Below are 16,666 nucleotides of genomic sequence, written 5' to 3' on the forward strand. Positions count from 1 at the left end.
GCGCTGGCGGGGGTGCGGATCAGCAACCGGGATAATGAATTGCACTACCAGTTCAACGATTGACCTGACGGAACACGATTAGAAAACGTGGGAGCGGGCTTGCTCGCGAATGCGGTGTATCAGTTGATGCATTCGGCGGCTGATTCACCGCATTCGCGAGCAAGCCCGCTCCCACGTTTTCTAATCGTGTTCCGTCAGGTCAATCGTTGAACTGGTAGTGCAATTCATTATCCCGGTTGCTGATCCGCACCCCCGCCAGCGCCTTGCCTTCCAGCATGCGCGTGAGGAATTCACGGCTCATGTCCGGCAGCAGGCTGTTGGTCAAGATGGTGTCGATCATGCGTCCGCCGCTTTCGGTTTCGGTGCAGCGTGAGACGATCAGGTCGACCACCGCGTCGTCGTACTCGAAGGCCACCTTGTGGGTATTCTCCACGCGCTTCTTGATGCGGTTCAGTTGCAGGCGAGTGATCGCCTTGAGCATCTCGTCGCTCAGCGGGTAGTACGGAATGGTCACCAGGCGGCCGAGCAGCGCCGGCGGGAAGATCTCCAGCAGCGGCTGGCGCAGGGCCTTGGCGATTTCCTCCGGCTCTGGCATGTTCGCCGGGTCTTTGCAGACCTGGGAAATCAACTCGGTACCGGCGTTGGTGGTGAGCAGGATCAGGGTGTTCTTGAAGTCGATCACCCGGCCTTCGCCGTCTTCCATCACGCCTTTGTCAAACACCTGGAAGAAGATTTCATGCACGTCCGGGTGGGCTTTTTCCACCTCGTCCAGCAGCACTACGCTGTAGGGTTTGCGCCGCACCGCTTCGGTCAGCACACCGCCTTCGCCGTAGCCGATATAGCCCGGTGGCGCACCCTTGAGGGTGGACACGGTGTGGGCTTCCTGGAACTCGCTCATGTTGATGGTGATGACGTTCTGCTCACCGCCGTACATGGCTTCGGCCAGGGCCAGGGCGGTTTCGGTCTTGCCCACGCCGGAGGTGCCGGCCAGCATGAACACGCCAATCGGCTTGCTCGGGTTGTCGAGGCCGGCACGGGAGGTCTGGATGCGCTTGGCGATCATCTGCAAGGCATGGTCCTGGCCGATGATGCGTTTTTTCAGGTGCTGGTCGAGGTTGAGCACCGTTTCCAGCTCATTGCGCGCCATGCGGCCCACCGGGATGCCGGTCCAGTCGGCGACTACCGAGGCCACGGCCTGGTAGTCCACGGTCGGCAGGATCAGCGGGCTTTCGCCCTGGAGCGCGGTGAGGCGCTGTTGCAGGTCGACCAGTTGGGCGCGCAATTGGTCGTCGCCGCTGTCTACAACGCCGGCCTTTTCGCGCAAGGTCGCACGGGTGGCGAGCAGTTCATCGACCAGGGTCTTTTCTTCGGCCCAACGGCTTTCCAGCGTGGCCAGGCGTTCACGCTCGGTGCTCAGCAACGCTTCGCTGTTGGTTTGGCGTGCGCCAATTGCAATGCCGATGGCGTGTTCGCGGGCGATGATCTGCAGTTCGGTTTCCAGCGCTTCGATACGGCGGCGGCTGTCGTCCACTTCGGCCGGCACCGCGTGCAGGCTGATGGCGACGCGGGCGCAGGCGGTGTCCAGCAGGCTGACGGATTTGTCCGGCAACTGGCGTGCCGGAATGTAGCGGTGGGACAGTTTCACCGAGGCTTCCAGGGCTTCATCAAGGATCTGCACCTGGTGGTGTTTTTCCATGGTCGAGGCCACGCCGCGCATCATCAGCAGCGCCTTGTCTTCCGATGGCTCGGCCACCTGTACCACTTGGAAGCGGCGGGTCAGCGCCGGGTCTTTTTCGATGTGCTTTTTGTACTCGGCCCAGGTGGTGGCGGCCACGGTGCGCAAGGTGCCACGGGCGAGGGCGGGTTTGAGCAGGTTGGCCGCATCGCCCGTGCCGGCGGCACCGCCGGCGCCCACCAGGGTGTGGGCTTCGTCGATAAACAGGATGATCGGCTTGGGCGAGGCCTGCACATCTTCAATGACCTGACGTAGGCGCTGCTCAAACTCGCCTTTCATGCTGGCGCCGGCTTGCAGCAGGCCCACATCGAGGCTGCGCAATTCCACGTCCTTGAGCGCCGGCGGCACGTCACCGGCGACGATGCGCAGGGCGAAACCTTCGACGACGGCGGTCTTGCCCACGCCGGCTTCACCGGTGAGGATCGGGTTGTTCTGGCGACGACGCATGAGGATGTCCACCAGCTGGCGGATCTCTTCATCACGGCCGACGATAGGGTCGAGCTTGCCGCTGCGGGCCTGTTCGGTCAGGTCGACAGTAAAACGCTTGAGCGCTTCCTGTTTGCCCATCGCGCTGGGGGCCATGGCGCCGCTTGCTTCGCCGGGAGCACCGGCATTGAAGCCGTCGCTGGCGCCGAGGGCGTTTTCGGGCGAGTCGCCGACGTATTCGTCAAAGCGCTCGCTCAGGGCCTCGGGCTTGATCTTGTCGAATTCGGCCGACAAGCCCAGCAGCGCATGGCGCAGGCTCGGTGTTTTCAGAATGCCCAGCACCAGGTAACCGGTGCGCACCTGGCTTTCGCCGAACATCAGGCTGCCGTACACCCAACCGCGTTCAACGGCTTCTTCCACATGGGACGACAGGTCGGTGATCGAGGTCGAGCCGCGTGGCAGGCGGTCCAGCGCTTCGGTGAGATCACGGGCCAGGCGTGCCGGTTCTACGTTGAACTGGCGGATGATGCGGTGCAGGTCCGAGTCTTGCAGTTGCAGCAACTGGTGAAACCAGTGAGCCAGTTCCACATACGGATTGCCCCGCAGTTTGCAGAACACGGTGGCGGCTTCGATGGCCTTGTAGGCCACGCTGTTGAGTTTGCCGAACAGTGCGGCGCGACTGATTTCACCCATGCTCTGGATTCCTTGAGGTGGTGGCGTGATCGGCGTAGTGCCGGGCCAGGATTAGGTCGTTGGCGTCATGCGCAGGCCGGCCGAGCCAGGTGTTGAAGCCCAGGCGGAACTGGCCGTTGAGTTGCAGCGTCGGAACTTCGGGCTGTTGCAAAACCAGATTCAAGTCCCAGTCCAGTTCATGGCCCAGGTACTCGGCCACCCACGCCACCAGTTCGTTGAACGGCTGGTGGCCGGGCAGCATGCCCATGTAGTCGTCGAGTTTCAGCGGCCCGAGGCGAATACGGAATTTGTGCTGGCGGTCCCACACATGGTTGCCCAGGCAGAAATCCACGCCCAGCCGGGTGGCGCTCACGCCGACGCGGCTGCGTTCGGGCAGCTCCAGCCATTGGCCGACGTATTCTTCGATCGCCACCGGCAAACCGAAGTACCCGCTGAGGATGGCCTTCAAGCCATCCGGGTAGCGGGTTTGCGCCGACAGGTGACCGCTGTAATGCAGCTTCGCCGTGTCGGGAATCAACCCTTGGTTGAGCAAGCTGGGCATGCCGCGGCCACTCAAGGCGGCCAGGCGTGCGGACCAGTAGTCATCGTCCGGCCGGTCATGGCTGACCGTCGGCCGTGCCTCGGCCCAGGCCCGGTAGAACAAGGTCAGCAGGCGATGGTGGAACACATCCAGGAACTGCTTGCTGGTGCTGTCGGCGTTGTGGCGCTGGCGCTCGCGCACGTACTCGGTGATATGCAGCGGCAGCGGGCCGTTCGGGCCGCCGAGGCCGAAGAAAAATTGCTCCATCCGCGCCGGCTTGCCGTCGCCCCCAGGGTCGACCGACGCCAGGGTGGCCGGGGCGAAGGTGCAATCGGCCTGTTGCCCCAGGCGCAGCGGGTCATCCGCCAGACGCAGGGAATGGCCCAGGCGCGGCAGCTCCGGCGATTCGCACTCGATACGCCGCAGCGCCTGGAAGAAGTCATATTCCCAGGGCTCCTGGTGCATCGCGTCCAGGGTACTCACAGGGTCGGACGCCGTCCGGGCTTGGCTTTCCATCGCATGATCTCGCCGCGTTCGGTGGTACGGATCACCGTCTCGGTAAAACTGTTGATCGACACGTAGCGTGCCAGGAAGCGTTCCAGCACCGCACCGAGCAGGAACACGCCGGTGCCGCGGAACGCGTTTTCATCGAATTCCAAAGTAATTTCCAGGCCACGGCCAAACACAATCGGGCCGGGCATCGGCAGGCGTCGGGTCACGGCTTTGCTGCTGACTTCGCGCAAGCCTTCAATCTGCAATTGAAGCGCGGCGTCGTTGCTGTCGCCGTACAGGCGCAACAGTTCACGCAACGCCCCGGCCCCCTGGCCCTGTTCGCTTAAGGAAAGGTAATTGAGCGACAACTGGCTGATCAGACGCCAGGCCTTGGCGTCGTGGGCATGGCTGGCGCGTGGGCGGCTGGGGGCTGCGACGCAACGCACAGAAAGCACCGGGGCGCTGTCGGCCAGGGTGAAATCGGTCTTGCCGTTGCCCACGCTCATGAACAGCGGCAAGTCGCGGTTGGTGCACAGCGCCGTCACGCCGAGCTGGCGCAGGTTATGGCCATAGGGTGCTTGTCGGCTGTCCACCAGGCTTACGAAGGTTTCGCTGCCCACATAGGTGGAACGCGGGCCGTTACGGCGCTGATCGCTGGAAAGCACGCGCGGTTCGCGGCGCACCGTGTAATAGGCCAGGTCGCGCCCATAACGAGAGGGATCGCGCACGGCGTAAAACGGTAAAAACGGCTGCTCCGGCCCGGTGCCGTGGCCAGTGATGCCGCTCAGGGAGTGAATCTCGAAATCCATCGGTCGCGTGCGGTCGGCGATCACATGGTGTTCGTTGACCCGGTCAGACAAATGAATACGGTCCACGCGTTTCGGGAACAGGTTGATCGCCGGCGTGCAGAAGGGCAGGAACTGCGCCGCGCCGACGCTGCCTTCCAGGCTTGGCTCGTGACGATCGAACAGTACGATCAACTCCAGTTCCTGGCCGTCGCAACGCTTGACCGCGCGGCTCAGTTCAGCAAATTCGATAAACAGGAAACGGTGGGGCAGGGCGAAGTATTCCTGCAGCAGCCGATAACCCTGGAACGCCCGCGCCACCACCGGCATCGCTGCGTCGGCATCGTCGAAACCGCGTGAGCGCAACGCGTCTTGAGGCAGGCGTTCAACCCAGTCGCCACCGGGCTTGCGTGCGAACACTGCGCAGGCATTGCCCAGCAGTTGTTCGTAAAGGCGGAACGGTTGCTCATCGGCCCCGCTGAGGTACAGCGGCAGGTTATCCAGGTCGAGGCTGTTGAACGGCAATTCGGAGCCGGTGCGTAGGGTCAGGCGCAGACCGGCCTTGGCTTTCGGTTCGCTGGCGGCGAGGCGGCCGAGCACGGCGGCGGGGTTGCCGAAGTATTCGGCATTGCTGACCTGTAACGGCCACAGCGTCACCGGGTGTGCGGTGCGGTACTCGCAGCAGGTCTGGGTTTCGCGGCTAAGGGCGGCGCGCAGTATCGTGTCGCGGGGCAGGGGGAAACCGCCGGCGAGGGAGCCTTCATCGGGGTCGGTCTGCAGCTGGACCACGGTCATCGACGGCGTTGGCGCCAAGTAGTGCGGGTAGGCGATTTCCAGCAGGTTGTGGGTGAAAGTCGGGTACTCGGCGTCGAGCTTGAGCTGCACGCGGGCCGTGAGGTAGGCAAAGCCTTCGAGCAAGCGTTCGACGTACGGGTCGGCGCAGTCCATGCCGGACAGGGTCAGCCGACTGGCGATCTTCGGGTATTCCCTGGCGAACTCGGCGGCGCTTTCGCGCACGTGGTGCAGCTCCTGGTTGTACAGCTCCAGCAGGCGCGGGTTCATGGGCGCCTCCGCTGGTCTGCGTTGAGCACGCGTACGTGGCCGGATTCCAGGTCGAGGTCGGTTTGCAGCAACAGGCGCAGCGGCACTGGCTGGGCCCACAGGTCGCCTTCGATCTCGAAACTCAAGGCGTTGTGGTCCATCTCACCTTGGCCGACGCGGGCTTTGACGCGCAGCGTGTGGCGCAAAATGCGCGGCTCGAACGTAGCGATGGCTTGGTAGATCAACGCCTCAAGCGCCTTGATATCGACGCTGGAAACACTGTTGCCCGCCAGCGCCGGCAGGCCGTAATTGACCACCGAAGTTCCGGCCGGGGTGTGCAGCGTCGCATCGGCATCGAGTAACGATGTGGTGTTGAGCAGCCACGCCAGATCACGCAATACCGAGGCTTTCAATTGAGTCAGGGACAGCACGCGTTTGTCGGCGCTTTCCTTGGGATTGGTTGGGTCGTCGTCGGTCAACCGGTCCAGCAGGGACGGTTGCAGACGGTCGCGGGAAGCGATTTCAGTTACCACCAAAGCAGCTCCACGGACGGGTTGCGAGAGTAACGGGATCCCTGGGGCCGTGGCGCGCAGCCACGGCCACCAGAGCTATCAGCGCTTGGTGTTGGAACGGATGTTCCAGCCAAACTTGACCGGGCCGCCGTCTTTGGTGCCGTCGGCTTTCTGCGGCTGGTAGTCGACCAACACTTGGGCGAAGTTCAAGGTGACGTTCTCGGTCAGGCGATCTTCGCCGCCCGAACCGCCGGTGCTCAGGGACGTGACCAGTACTTCTTCCAGGTTGATCACCATGTACTCGACCTGGCTTTCGCCACCGGCCTTGCGCACGGTCAGCTTGACCTTGTCGATGTGCTTGCCGCTGGCGCAGTGCATCATCAGGTTAGGCGAAGCCTTGTCGACGTACTTGGTCAGCGACAGGTCCTGGATATTCACCTTGCCCGCGCCGCCGCCACCGCCCACATGCATGTTGCCGGACTGGGCCATGCCCCAGCTCCAGCTCAGCACGTCGATTTCGTCCTTGTGGGCCTTGTCCATGGACTCGCCCTTGATGTCGCCGATCTTGATGAAAATATCAACAGCCATGATTTCTCCCTGTGTGGCCCAAGCCACTGAATTTTATTAACGCCGCCGACCGCTGTAGGAGCGAGCTTGCTCGCGAAGGTCGGCAACGATGAAGCGGGCATCCTGAATGAACGCGGCGCCTTTAAGTTTTTCGCGAGCAAGCTCGCTCCTACAGAGAGCGAGCCGGTCCCGATTTCTTATGCGCCTTTAGCGGAAGGCAACTTCGATACCAGGCGCAACGACACCGTCAGCCCTTCGAGCTGGTAGTGCGGGCGCAGGTAGAACTTGGAGTTGTAATACCCCGGGTTGCCTTCGACTTCTTCCACGATCACTTCGGCGGCTGCCAATGGATGCTGGGCCTTGGTGGTTTCGGTGGAGTGTGCAGGATCCCCGTCGACGTAGTTGAGGATCCAGTCCTGCAACCAGCGCTGCATCTCGTCCTTCTCTTTGAAGGAACCGATCTTGTCGCGCACGATGCACTTCAAGTAATGCGCGAAGCGGCAAGTGGCGAACAGGTACGGCAGGCGCGCGGCCAGGTTGGCGTTGGCGGTGGCGTCCGGGTCATCGTATTCGGCCGGTTTCTGCAACGACTGGGCGCCGATGAACGCGGCGAAATCGGTGTTTTTCTTGTGCAGCAGCGGCATGAAACCGTTCTTCGCCAGCTCCGCTTCACGGCGGTCGCTGATGGCGATTTCGGTCGGGCACTTCATGTCCACGCCACCGTCATCGGTAGGGAACGTGTGGGCCGGCAGGTTTTCCACTTCGCCGCCGGACTCGATGCCACGGATGCGCGAGCACCAGCCGTAGTGCTTGAACGACCGGTTGATGTTCACTGCCATCGCGTATGCGGCGTTGGCCCAGGTGTACTTGGAGCTGTCGGCGCCGTCGGTGTTTTCTTCGAAGGCGAAGGCTTCCACCGGGTCGGTCTTGGCGCCGTACGGCAGGCGTGCGAGGAAGCGCGGCATGGTCAGGCCGATGTAGCGTGAGTCTTCCGATTCACGCAGCGAGCGCCAGCCGGCGTATTCCGGGGTGGTGAAGATCTTGGTCAGATCGCGCGGGTTCGACAGTTCTTGCCAGGAGCCCATGCCCATTACGGTTGGCGATGCGGCAGCGATGAACGGCGAATGCATGGCGGCGCAGACTTTCGACAGCTCGCCCAGCAATTCCACATCCGGCGGCGACTGGTCGAAGTAGTAGTCACCCACCAGGCAGCCGTACGGTTCGCCGCCGAACTGGCCGTATTCTTCTTCGTACATCTTCTTGAAGATCGGGCTCTGGTCCCACGAAGTCCCTTTGAATTTCTTCAGGGTCTTGTGCAGGTCCGGTTTGGAGATGTTGAGCACGCGGATCTTCAGCTGCTCATCGCTCTCGGTGTTGTTGACCAGGTAATGCAGGCCACGCCAGGCGCTTTCCAGCTGCTGGAAATCCTGGTGGTGAATGATCTGATTTACCTGGGCAGTCAGCTTGGCGTCGATGGCGGCGATGATTGACTCGATCGATTTGATCGCGTCGTTGGACACCAGATCGGTCTGCGCCAGGGCCTGTTCGGCCAGGGTGCGCACGGCGGTTTCCACGGCTTCGCGGGCGCGCTCGGTCTTGGGCTTGAATTCTTGCATCAACAGCGAGGCGAACTCGCTGGCTTCTTCGGTGGCACCCAGAATCTGGCTGCCTTCGCGGGCGGTAGTGTCAGTCATGATTACTGGTCCCCTGCAGGCTTAGGTGCACTGGCAAGTGCCTGGAGCAGTGCCGGGTCCTTGATCGCCTTCATGATGATTTCTTCAGCGCCGGTCTTGCCGTCCATGTAGGTCAGCAGGTTGGCCAGCTGGGTGCGGGCTTCGAGCAACTGGTTCAACGAGTCGACCTTGCGCGCCACGGCGGCCGGGCTGAAGTCGTCCATGCTTTCGAAGGTGATGTCCAGGCTCAGGTTGCCTTCGCCTGTCAGCTCATTGGGTACGTGGAACGCCACGCGTGGCTGCATGGCCTTGAGGCGGGAGTCGAAGTTGTCGACGTCCACTTCAAGGAACTTGCGGTCGGCCACGGGAGCCAGAGGCTCGGCAGGCTTGCCGGCAAGGTCGGCCATCACGCCCATCACGAAGGGCAGCTGGACCTTTTTCTCGGCGCCGTAGAGCTCGACGTCGTACTCGATCTGCACTCGAGGCGCACGGTTGCGCGCGATGAATTTCTGAGAACTTTGCTTCGCCACGTTGCTGCTCCTGGTCGCTTGAGCGACGGTGTTGTTACTGCACGGTCCGGCGGCTTAGTCGCTGTCCGGGCCGCGCAGGTTTTCAAATTGGGACATGCCGTCGGGAATCAGATTGCGCACGATGGCCGCGAAGTCGGCGTGCACCAGATTCTTCGCCCGGTTCAACAACACCGGCAGCGGGCTCGAAGGCTCGTGCCGGGTGTAATACGCAAGGATCTTGTCGAGGCTGCGCAGCACGTCATCGCGGCTGGCGATATCGCCGGCCGGACGCGGTGCGGCGAGGGCCACGGCGTGGTCCACCGAGGGGGCGTGGTCTTCACTGACGGCCTCGGGTTCGCTGCCGTCGGTGCCGGGCACTGCCTGATTGAGAAGTTGCAGAGCCTGTTTGAGCGGCTGCTTCAGCGCACTGAGGTCTACGCCCTGGGCGGAACCGACCTGCTCGTTGACCTGTTGTTCGATGGCCTCGCAGGCACCGCGCGCTGCAATCAGCGCGTCGCGGGTGGCTTGCAGTTGCTCCGGGTCGCTGTCGAGGAATGCGGCGTTGAGTTGCTGGGCACCGAGTTGTTCATCGGGGAAGCTCAACAGACCGCTGGCGTTGAGCGCCGCGCGCAGGGTTACGGGGCCGAAGGTGCGTGAGCGCGTGAGGATGCTTTCGCGCAGCAGGCGAATATTGGTGTCGCAGGTCATCCCCGTGAGGGCATTGATGCGTACGGTGGGGTCATTATCGTCATCGGCATCCAGGCGCGGGTGCAGGTCGGCCCAGTAATCACGCAGCAACGCGTCGATCAGCGTCAGCGCTTCGGCCAGGCCGGCCACGCCCTGGAGGGCAAGGGTGCTTTGCAGCAGGAAATGAGTGATGCGCAGGTCTTTGCTGCGCTGCAATAGGTCGAGGCTCTGCTGCTGGATGCTGCGCCAGTCAGGCGGCTCGGCGGGCAGGGTCGAGTCGCCCATGCTGCGCTCGGGTTGGCCCTTGGCATCACGTTCCAATTGCAGAAATTGCGCGTCATATTCCATGTCTTCGCCACACGGCGAAGTCGCAGAAACGGCGGTGAGCAGCAACGGCACATCCACTGAATCGATCTCCCTATCAGCCCGTAAGATGTCGGACAATGCATGCATTAGTTTCGCGGTGAACTTTGCACGTCTTCTTGGTATAAGCTTCAGGGGGCCACTAATGTGCCACTACTGATGTTTAAGAAGTTGTGCATTTTTGGTGTAGTACTTATCCCTTGTCAAGGTAAGCTATTCGCCCTCTGTGACAGATGTGCGGTGCTTAACAACCTGCGCGACTGGCGGGTCGAACAGCACGCCCGTAGAGGATTTTTGTCATGCAAGCCGGATAAGATCAGCGATCATGCTGGCAAATGCGGATTAGGCGGGTGTTTTCCGCGACCTGGCGGCGATATTCAGGCTAGCGTACGCCCTGGATCGACCGCGCGCGATGTATCAGCAAGGAGGCAAGATGTCGCTGTGCTTGACTATCACTAGTTATCACAAGATTACCCCTGGGCAGTGCTCCGAAAAGTCCATGAGCCAGGGCTCGCTCGCGATCGGCCGCAGTTCGGAAAACGACTGGGTATTGCCCGACCCCGAGCGCCTCGTCTCCTCCCAGCATTGCGTTATCCAGTACAAAGATGGCCGCTATTACTTGACCGATAACAGCACAAATGGAGTGGAACTGGTTAACGCCGGTGTCCGTTTGCGCCGGGGTAACAGCGAGCCGCTGCAGGATGGCGAGCTGATCCGCATCGGCGATTACGAAATCCAGGCGCGCATCGACTTCAACGTGCAGGCCGTCGGCAGCCAGCCCTTTGCCGGTGATTCGCCGAACAGTTTTGAAGCGCTGATGGGCGCCGTCGCGGGCACGCCGGCACCCGCGCCAATGATCGCGCCGCAGTTTCACGGTGCCTCGTCGATGGAGACCCTGCCGGACCTGTTCGACTTCCTCAGCCCGACTGCCGTGCCACCGCCCACCGTGGCTGACCACGTGCCGTGCGAACAACACGACTTTCGTCCACCGGCTCCGGTAGCCGTGCCGGTTGCCGACGCACCGGCGGTGCAAGGTTCGGTTATTCCCGAAGACTGGGACTTGTTTGGCGATGCGCCCGCGCCGCTTGCCAATGTCGCGCCGCCCCCCGCACCGATGAGTGCACCGCCTCCCTTGGTCGAGCCTGTTGCGCTCCCCGTCGGCGACGTTCAGCAACAACCCGACCTTCTGCAAGCCTTCCTGCGCGGTGCCGGCCTGGATCAGTTGCGTCTCGACCAAGCCGATGCCAGCGCCCAGATGGAAAGCATCGGCCGCAGCTACCGTCTGATGGTCGAGGGCCTGATCGACGTGTTGCGTGCCCGCGCCAGCCTCAAGGGCGAATTTCGCATGCAGCAGACCATGATCCGCCCCGCCGAAAACAATCCGTTGAAGTTCGCCCCGAATGCCGACGAGGCATTACTGCTGCTGCTTCGTCACGGCAACCAGGCATTTATGGCACCCGACGTCGCCGTGCGTGACAGCTTCGACGACCTGCGCGCGCACCAGCTGGCGGTGATGGCCGGCGTGGAAGCCGCGCTCAAGCACTTGCTCCTGCGTTTTGAACCGGCGCAGTTGGAAGAGCGCATGGGCAAACCCGGTGGCCTCTCAAGTATTTTCAACGGCTCGCGCCAGGCCCAGTACTGGCAGCAATTTACCGAGCTCTACAGCAATATTTCCCGTGAGGCCCAGGAAGACTTCCAGGACCTGTTCGGCCGTGAATTCAGCCGGGCCTACGAAGCGCACAGTGCGCGACAGCGACGCTGAACCGCGTCGCAGTGATGGAAAAAACGGATAGCTCAGCACGTCATTGAGGACGCAGGATGATTCCCAGGTTTTTACTTATAGCCGCCACCGCGCTGTGGCTGACGGCGTGTGCCAAGGACGCGGTCAAACCCGAAGCCGCCGCCGAAGTTGAAGCGGACACGGCCGCCGTCGAATTGCATTTTCATGCAATTGCCGGGCTCAACCCCGGCGCCAACGGCCAGGCCGCGCCGGTACGGGTGCGCATTTTCGAGCTGAAAAACGCCGCCACTTTCGCGCGCTCCGATTACTTCGCCCTGGCTGATCGTGCGCAAGCCACGCTTGGCCTGGACCTGCTGGACCAGGACGAAGTGGTGATCCAGCCCGGCCAGCAACTGAGCATTCAGCGCGATCTCGACCCGGCCACGCGGCAGATCGGCCTGCTGGTGGGCTATCGCGAGCTGGACCGCGCGCAATGGCGCACCGTGATCAACGTGCCGCCGCGCCAATACACCGAATATCAGATCAGCCTCGATGTGCGTGCCGTGCGCGCAGACATCGTGGCTACCCCCTCCAGCCCAGCCCAATAACAAGCAATCGGAGCCCCCATGTCCTGGAACAATCGCGTGGTCTGGTCGGAAGGCATGTTCATCGGAACGCAGCACTTCCAGCAGCATGACCGTTATCTGGAAAACCTGATCGACGCCCGCAACCGCCCGCTGTGCGCAGGCGCCTGGGGGTTTTCCGAGTTGCTGATCGACCAGGGCCTGCTGGCCCAGGGCAAGCTGGCAATCGTGTCGGCACGCGGCCTGCTGCCTGACGGCACGCCGTTCAATATTCCCCAGGACGACCTGGCGCCGAGCCCGTTGAATATCGACGACAACCTGCGCGACGGCCTGGTGTACCTGGCGCTGCCGCTCAAGCGCGCCGGCGCCCGCGATACGGTGGATGAAGGCGAACCCCTGGAAGCCGCGCGATACGTGAGCCAGGTACGCGAAGTGCGCGACGACAACGCGCCATTTGAAAACCGCGCGCCGGTGGCCGTGGGCTCGCGGGCGTTGCGCTTGCTGACCACGCAGGACGGCATCAGCGACTACGCCGCCATCGGCCTGGTGCGCATCAAGGAAAAGCGCGCCGACCGCGCACTGGTGCTTGATGACAGCTACATTCCGCCGGTGCTGGACGTGGCCGCGAGCAAACCGCTGACGGCCTTTCGCAGCGAACTGCTGGGCCTGCTGCACCAGCGTGGCGAAGCGCTCGCCGGGCGCGTTGTTGCGTCGGGTGCCGGTGGTGCATCGGAAATCGCCGACTTCATGCTGCTGCAACTGGTCAACCGCGCCCAGCCGCTGATCCAGCATTTGAGCCAGTTGAGCCCATTGCACCCGGAGCGCTTCTTCAGCGAGCTGGTGAGCCTTGCCGGTGAGTTTTCGACGTTTTCCACCTCAGGCCGTCGCCCCCAGGAATACCCGCAGTACCAGCACGACGATCTGGCGCTGAGCTTCTCGCCGGTGATGGCGGCCCTGCGTGAAGCGCTGTCGATGTTGATCGACAGTAAGGCCACACCGATCCCGATTGTGGAGAAGGCCTACGGCATTCGTGTGGCGATGCTGGCCGACAAGACCCTGCTCGACAGCGCCAGTTTCATCCTGGTGGTGCGTGCCGATGTACCCGGCGAAACCCTGCGCGGGCGCTTCGGCCAGCAGAGCAAGGTCGGTTCGGTGGAGCACATCCGCGACCTGGTCAACCTGCAACTGCCGGGCATCGGCCTGCTGCCGTTGCCGGTGGCGCCACGCCAATTGCCCTACCACGCGGGCAGCACCTATTACGAGCTGGACCGGGGCAGCGAACACTGGCAGCAGTTGAGCAATTCCGGCGGTTTCGCCTTCCACATCGCCGGGCAGTTCCCGGGCTTGAGCCTGGCTTTCTGGGCGATCCGAGGATAATTCGCGATGCATCCCAATGATGATGACCGCACGCAGTTCATGCCACGCCCGGGCGGCCGTGAGCCTGCACCTGCGCGTGCCGAACCGGCGCCTTTGTCGGTGCCGGCCGCACCGATGCTCACCGGCAAAAGCCGGGGTCTCAACCCGCTGGAAAGCGCCGCCGGCCCACTGCTTGCCTTGCTGACGCGGTTGCGCAGCACCATCGCGCACCCGGCGCCGGCCAGCCTGCGCGCGCAGCTGCTGGCTTATCTGCGCCAGTTCGAAGAGCGCGCCGAAGCCGCCGGTGTGGCGCGCAACGAAGTGCTGCTGGCCCGTTATGCGCTGTGCACCGCCCTTGACGAAGCCGTGCTGAGTACGCCCTGGGGCAGTGTCAGCGATTGGGGCAAACAGAGCTTGCTGATCACCGTACACAATGAAGCCTGGGGCGGTGAAAAGGTCTTCCAGCTGCTCGATCATTGCCTGCAAAGCCCACGGGAACGCCTGTACCTGCTGGAGCTGCTGTACCTGTGCATGTGCCTGGGTTTTGAAGGCCGCTACCGCGTGATGACCGACGGGCGCAGCCAGTTGGAAGCTTTGCGTGAGCGCACGGCAGCGGCGATTCGCAGTGCCCGTGGCGAGCATGAGCGCGAATTGTCGCCGCACTGGCGCGGCGTGACCGTGGCGCGCGACCGCTTGGCGCAATTCATGCCGCCGTGGATCGCTGTGGCGATTGGCTTGGCGTTGTTGCTGGCATTGCTGTTCGGCCTGCGCATGAAACTGGCTTCGGATGCCGAGCCGGTGTTCAAGAATATCCATGCCCTGGGTGAGATCCCGGTGCAGGCCATCGACCGCCCGGTGGCGCAGCCAAAAGTGATCGAGCGGCCGCGTCTGGCCGGGTTCCTGGCTGACGACATCAAGGCCGGCCGCGTGGCCGTTGAAGACAAGGTTGACCGCTCTGTGGTGACGATTCGTGGCGATGAACTGTTTGCGTCCGCCAGCTCCAGCATCGTCGATGACTACCAGCCGCTGATGCTGCGCATCGCCGACGCCATCCGCAAGGTCAAGGGCCAGGTGCGGGTCACCGGCCACAGCGACAACCGCCCGATTGCCACGCTGCGCTTCCCGTCGAACTGGGCGTTGTCCGAAGCGCGGGCCAAGTCGGTGCTGGACATCCTTGCAGCCAAAACCGGCCAGGCCGATCGCTTCAGCGCCGAGGGCCGCAGCGACACCGAGCCGTTGGCGACCAACACTACTGCCGAAGGCCGTGCCCGCAATCGTCGGGTTGAAATCACCGTATTGGCGGAGGGCGTCGAGTGAAGGCGTTTTTCAGTTTCATGATTCGCTGGGTGATCCCCGTGCTGGGTTTGATCGCCCTGAGCCTGATCATCTGGTTTGTCGGGCCGTTGCTCGACGTGCTGGTGCCGGAAGGGCGCCGCTGGGCGCTGATCATCCTGGTGTTCGCGCTGTGGCTCGCCTACCGCGTGTTGCGCATCATCCAGGCCCGCCGCCAGGCCGCCGAAGTGATGCGCAGCCTGGCCGCCGAAACCCCGGCCGATCCCAACAGCGTCGCAACCGCCGAAGAGCTGTCGACCCTGCGCCAGCGCATGGACGAAGCCCTGACGCTGCTCAAGAAAGCCAAGCTCGGTGGCGACGAACGCCGCAACCTTTATGAGCTGCCGTGGTACGTGATCATCGGCCCTCCGGGTTCGGGCAAGACCACCGCTCTCGTCAATTCCGGGCTGCATTTCCCGCTGGCGGCGCAATTGGGCGCCGGTGCGGTGCGAGGCGTCGGCGGCACGCGTAATTGCGACTGGTGGTTTACCGACCAGGCCGTATTGCTCGACACCGCCGGCCGCTACACCACCCAGGACAGTAACTCCACGGTGGATAAAGCCGCGTGGCTGGGCTTTCTCGACCTGCTGAAAAAGCAGCGCTCGCGCCGGCCTATCGACGGTGCCTTTATCGCCATCAGCCTGTCGGATTTGCTGCTGGGCACAGACGCCGAGCGCGCAGCCCATGCCGCCGCGATTCGCCTGCGGATCCAGGAGCTGTACACCCAATTGGGCGTGCGTTTCCCGATCTACCTGATGCTGACCAAGCTCGACCTGGTACCGGGCTTCATGGAGTTCTTCGATAACCTGAGCAAGGAAGAGCGCGCCCAGGTGTGGGGCATGACGTTTGCCCTCGACGACGGCAAAAACAGCGACAGCCCGTTGGCGAACCTGCAAAGCGAATTCGCCGGCCTCGAACTGCGCCTCAACGAACGCCTGGTGGAACGCCTGCAACAAGAACGCGACCCGGCGCGGCGCGACCTCATCTACGGTTTCCCGCAGCAGTTCGGCGCGTTGAAGGACTGCCTGCAAAGCTTCCTAGAAGGCGTGTTCAAACCCAATGCCTTTGAAGAGCGCGTGTTGCTGCGCGGGGTGTATTTCACCAGCGGCACCCAGGAAGGCAGCCCGATTGACCGCCTGATCGGCGCCATGGCCCAGAGCATGAACCTGGACCGCCAACATCTGGCGCGCCAGAGCGGCACCGGGCGCAGCTACTTCATCGAAAAACTCTTTACCGCCGTGGCCTTTGCCGAGCGGGGCTTGGTGGGGGTGAACCCGAAAGTCGAGCGCCGGCGCAAGTGGATCGCCCGGGGGGTACTTGCGGCTACCGTGGCATTGGTGGTCGTGGTCAGCAGCTTGTGGTGGGTGAGTTATCGCACCAACCAGGCGTATATCGCTCAGGTCGACCAGAAGGTCGCACCGCTGGGCCAGACCGTGCAGAACCTGAGCCCGGCGCAGCGTGAAGTCTTGGCCGTGCTGCCGTTGCTCAACGCGGTGAAGAACCTGGCCGGTGATTCGCCGAGCTGGTCCGAAGGGTTGGGGCTGTACCAGGGCGACATGCTCGAAGCCGAATCGGCGAGCGTGTATCGCAAGTTGCTTATCGCGGTCTTCGCACCGCGCCTGGTCACCCGCATCGAGGAACAACTGCACGGCGGCGGCAACTCGGACTTCC

At 62.9% G+C, this 16,666-nt stretch carries 13 protein-coding genes; 5 read left to right on the forward strand and 8 right to left on the reverse strand.

The features are described from left to right. Window positions 1-199: 199 nt before the first annotated feature. From tssH to tssA, 8 genes are all read right to left on the reverse strand, one after another. On the reverse strand, window positions 200-2,854 hold the full coding sequence (gene tssH / locus Q1V60_RS17270) for a type VI secretion system ATPase TssH (RefSeq protein WP_300632749.1): 2,655 nt from the start codon (window positions 2,852-2,854) through the stop codon (window positions 200-202). Continuing rightward, on the reverse strand, window positions 2,847-3,890 hold the full coding sequence (tssG, locus tag Q1V60_RS17275) for a type VI secretion system baseplate subunit TssG (protein WP_300632752.1): 1,044 nt from the start codon (window positions 3,888-3,890) through the stop codon (window positions 2,847-2,849). The genes tssH and tssG overlap by 8 nt, the downstream gene beginning before the upstream one ends. After that, window positions 3,854-5,713: a type VI secretion system baseplate subunit TssF gene (gene tssF, locus Q1V60_RS17280; RefSeq protein ID WP_300632755.1), complete on the reverse strand. Its 1,860-nt coding sequence runs from the start codon at window positions 5,711-5,713 to the stop codon at window positions 3,854-3,856. Before tssF ends, tssG begins: the two co-directional genes overlap by 37 nt. Continuing rightward, on the reverse strand, window positions 5,710-6,225 hold the full coding sequence (tssE, locus tag Q1V60_RS17285) for a type VI secretion system baseplate subunit TssE (RefSeq protein ID WP_300632758.1): 516 nt from the start codon (window positions 6,223-6,225) through the stop codon (window positions 5,710-5,712). Before tssE ends, tssF begins: the two co-directional genes overlap by 4 nt. 78 nt (window positions 6,226-6,303) lie before the next feature. Further along, the gene (locus Q1V60_RS17290; protein WP_300632761.1) at window positions 6,304-6,792 is read right to left on the reverse strand and encodes a type VI secretion system tube protein Hcp; all 489 of its coding nucleotides are present in this window, start codon (window positions 6,790-6,792) and stop codon (window positions 6,304-6,306) included. Between the two features lie 176 nt (window positions 6,793-6,968). After that, window positions 6,969-8,465 (reverse strand): type VI secretion system contractile sheath large subunit, encoded by a 1,497-nt coding sequence (tssC, locus tag Q1V60_RS17295; protein WP_300632764.1) that lies wholly within the window; start codon window positions 8,463-8,465, stop codon window positions 6,969-6,971. 2 nt (window positions 8,466-8,467) lie between these two features. Beyond that, complete coding sequence (gene tssB, locus Q1V60_RS17300) at window positions 8,468-8,974, reverse strand: type VI secretion system contractile sheath small subunit (protein ID WP_010207547.1); 507 nt, start codon at window positions 8,972-8,974, stop codon at window positions 8,468-8,470. 54 nt (window positions 8,975-9,028) lie between these two features. Next, entirely contained in the window at window positions 9,029-10,045 is a 1,017-nt protein-coding gene (gene tssA / locus Q1V60_RS17305; protein ID WP_300632768.1) for a type VI secretion system protein TssA, read from the reverse strand. 391 nt (window positions 10,046-10,436) lie between these two features. Here tssA and tagH point away from each other — a divergent pair, with 391 nt between their 5' ends. From tagH to tssM, 5 genes are all read left to right on the forward strand, one after another. Then, window positions 10,437-11,765 carry a type VI secretion system-associated FHA domain protein TagH gene (tagH, locus tag Q1V60_RS17310; protein ID WP_300632771.1) on the forward strand — a complete coding sequence of 443 codons (1,329 nt, stop codon included), beginning with the start codon at window positions 10,437-10,439 and terminating at the stop codon, window positions 11,763-11,765. Window positions 11,766-11,821: 56 nt separating this feature from the next. Next, window positions 11,822-12,331 (forward strand): type VI secretion system lipoprotein TssJ, encoded by a 510-nt coding sequence (gene tssJ / locus Q1V60_RS17315; RefSeq protein WP_300632774.1) that lies wholly within the window; start codon window positions 11,822-11,824, stop codon window positions 12,329-12,331. A gap of 18 nt (window positions 12,332-12,349) precedes the next feature. After that, the gene (gene tssK / locus Q1V60_RS17320) at window positions 12,350-13,684 is read left to right on the forward strand and encodes a type VI secretion system baseplate subunit TssK (RefSeq protein WP_300632777.1); all 1,335 of its coding nucleotides are present in this window, start codon (window positions 12,350-12,352) and stop codon (window positions 13,682-13,684) included. A 6-nt stretch (window positions 13,685-13,690) separates the two neighbouring features. Then, complete coding sequence (locus Q1V60_RS17325; RefSeq protein ID WP_300632779.1) at window positions 13,691-14,980, forward strand: DotU family type VI secretion system protein; 1,290 nt, start codon at window positions 13,691-13,693, stop codon at window positions 14,978-14,980. Further along, on the forward strand, window positions 14,977-16,666 hold a 1,690-nt coding region (gene tssM, locus Q1V60_RS17330), incomplete at its 3' end, for a type VI secretion system membrane subunit TssM (RefSeq protein WP_300632780.1). The genes Q1V60_RS17325 and tssM, both read left to right, overlap by 4 nt.

The organism is Pseudomonas sp. (assembly GCF_030147005.1).
Classification (GTDB): Bacteria; Pseudomonadota; Gammaproteobacteria; order Pseudomonadales; family Pseudomonadaceae; genus Aquipseudomonas.

What these genes read in the sequence shown, in the direction of transcription:
- tssH (WP_300632749.1), bottom strand. Translation starts at nt 2,854, where the DNA reads ATGGGTGAAATCAGTCGCGCCGCACTGTTCGGCAAACTCAACAGCGTG.
- tssG (WP_300632752.1), bottom strand. Translation starts at nt 3,890, where the DNA reads ATGGAAAGCCAAGCCCGGACGGCGTCCGACCCTGTGAGTACCCTGGAC.
- tssF (WP_300632755.1), bottom strand. Translation starts at nt 5,713, where the DNA reads ATGAACCCGCGCCTGCTGGAGCTGTACAACCAGGAGCTGCACCACGTG.
- Q1V60_RS17290 (WP_300632761.1), bottom strand. Translation starts at nt 6,792, where the DNA reads ATGGCTGTTGATATTTTCATCAAGATCGGCGACATCAAGGGCGAGTCC.
- tssC (WP_300632764.1), bottom strand. Translation starts at nt 8,465, where the DNA reads ATGACTGACACTACCGCCCGCGAAGGCAGCCAGATTCTGGGTGCCACC.
- tagH (WP_300632771.1), top strand. Translation starts at nt 10,437, where the DNA reads ATGTCGCTGTGCTTGACTATCACTAGTTATCACAAGATTACCCCTGGG.
- tssJ (WP_300632774.1), top strand. Translation starts at nt 11,822, where the DNA reads ATGATTCCCAGGTTTTTACTTATAGCCGCCACCGCGCTGTGGCTGACG.
- tssK (WP_300632777.1), top strand. Translation starts at nt 12,350, where the DNA reads ATGTCCTGGAACAATCGCGTGGTCTGGTCGGAAGGCATGTTCATCGGA.
- Q1V60_RS17325 (WP_300632779.1), top strand. Translation starts at nt 13,691, where the DNA reads ATGCATCCCAATGATGATGACCGCACGCAGTTCATGCCACGCCCGGGC.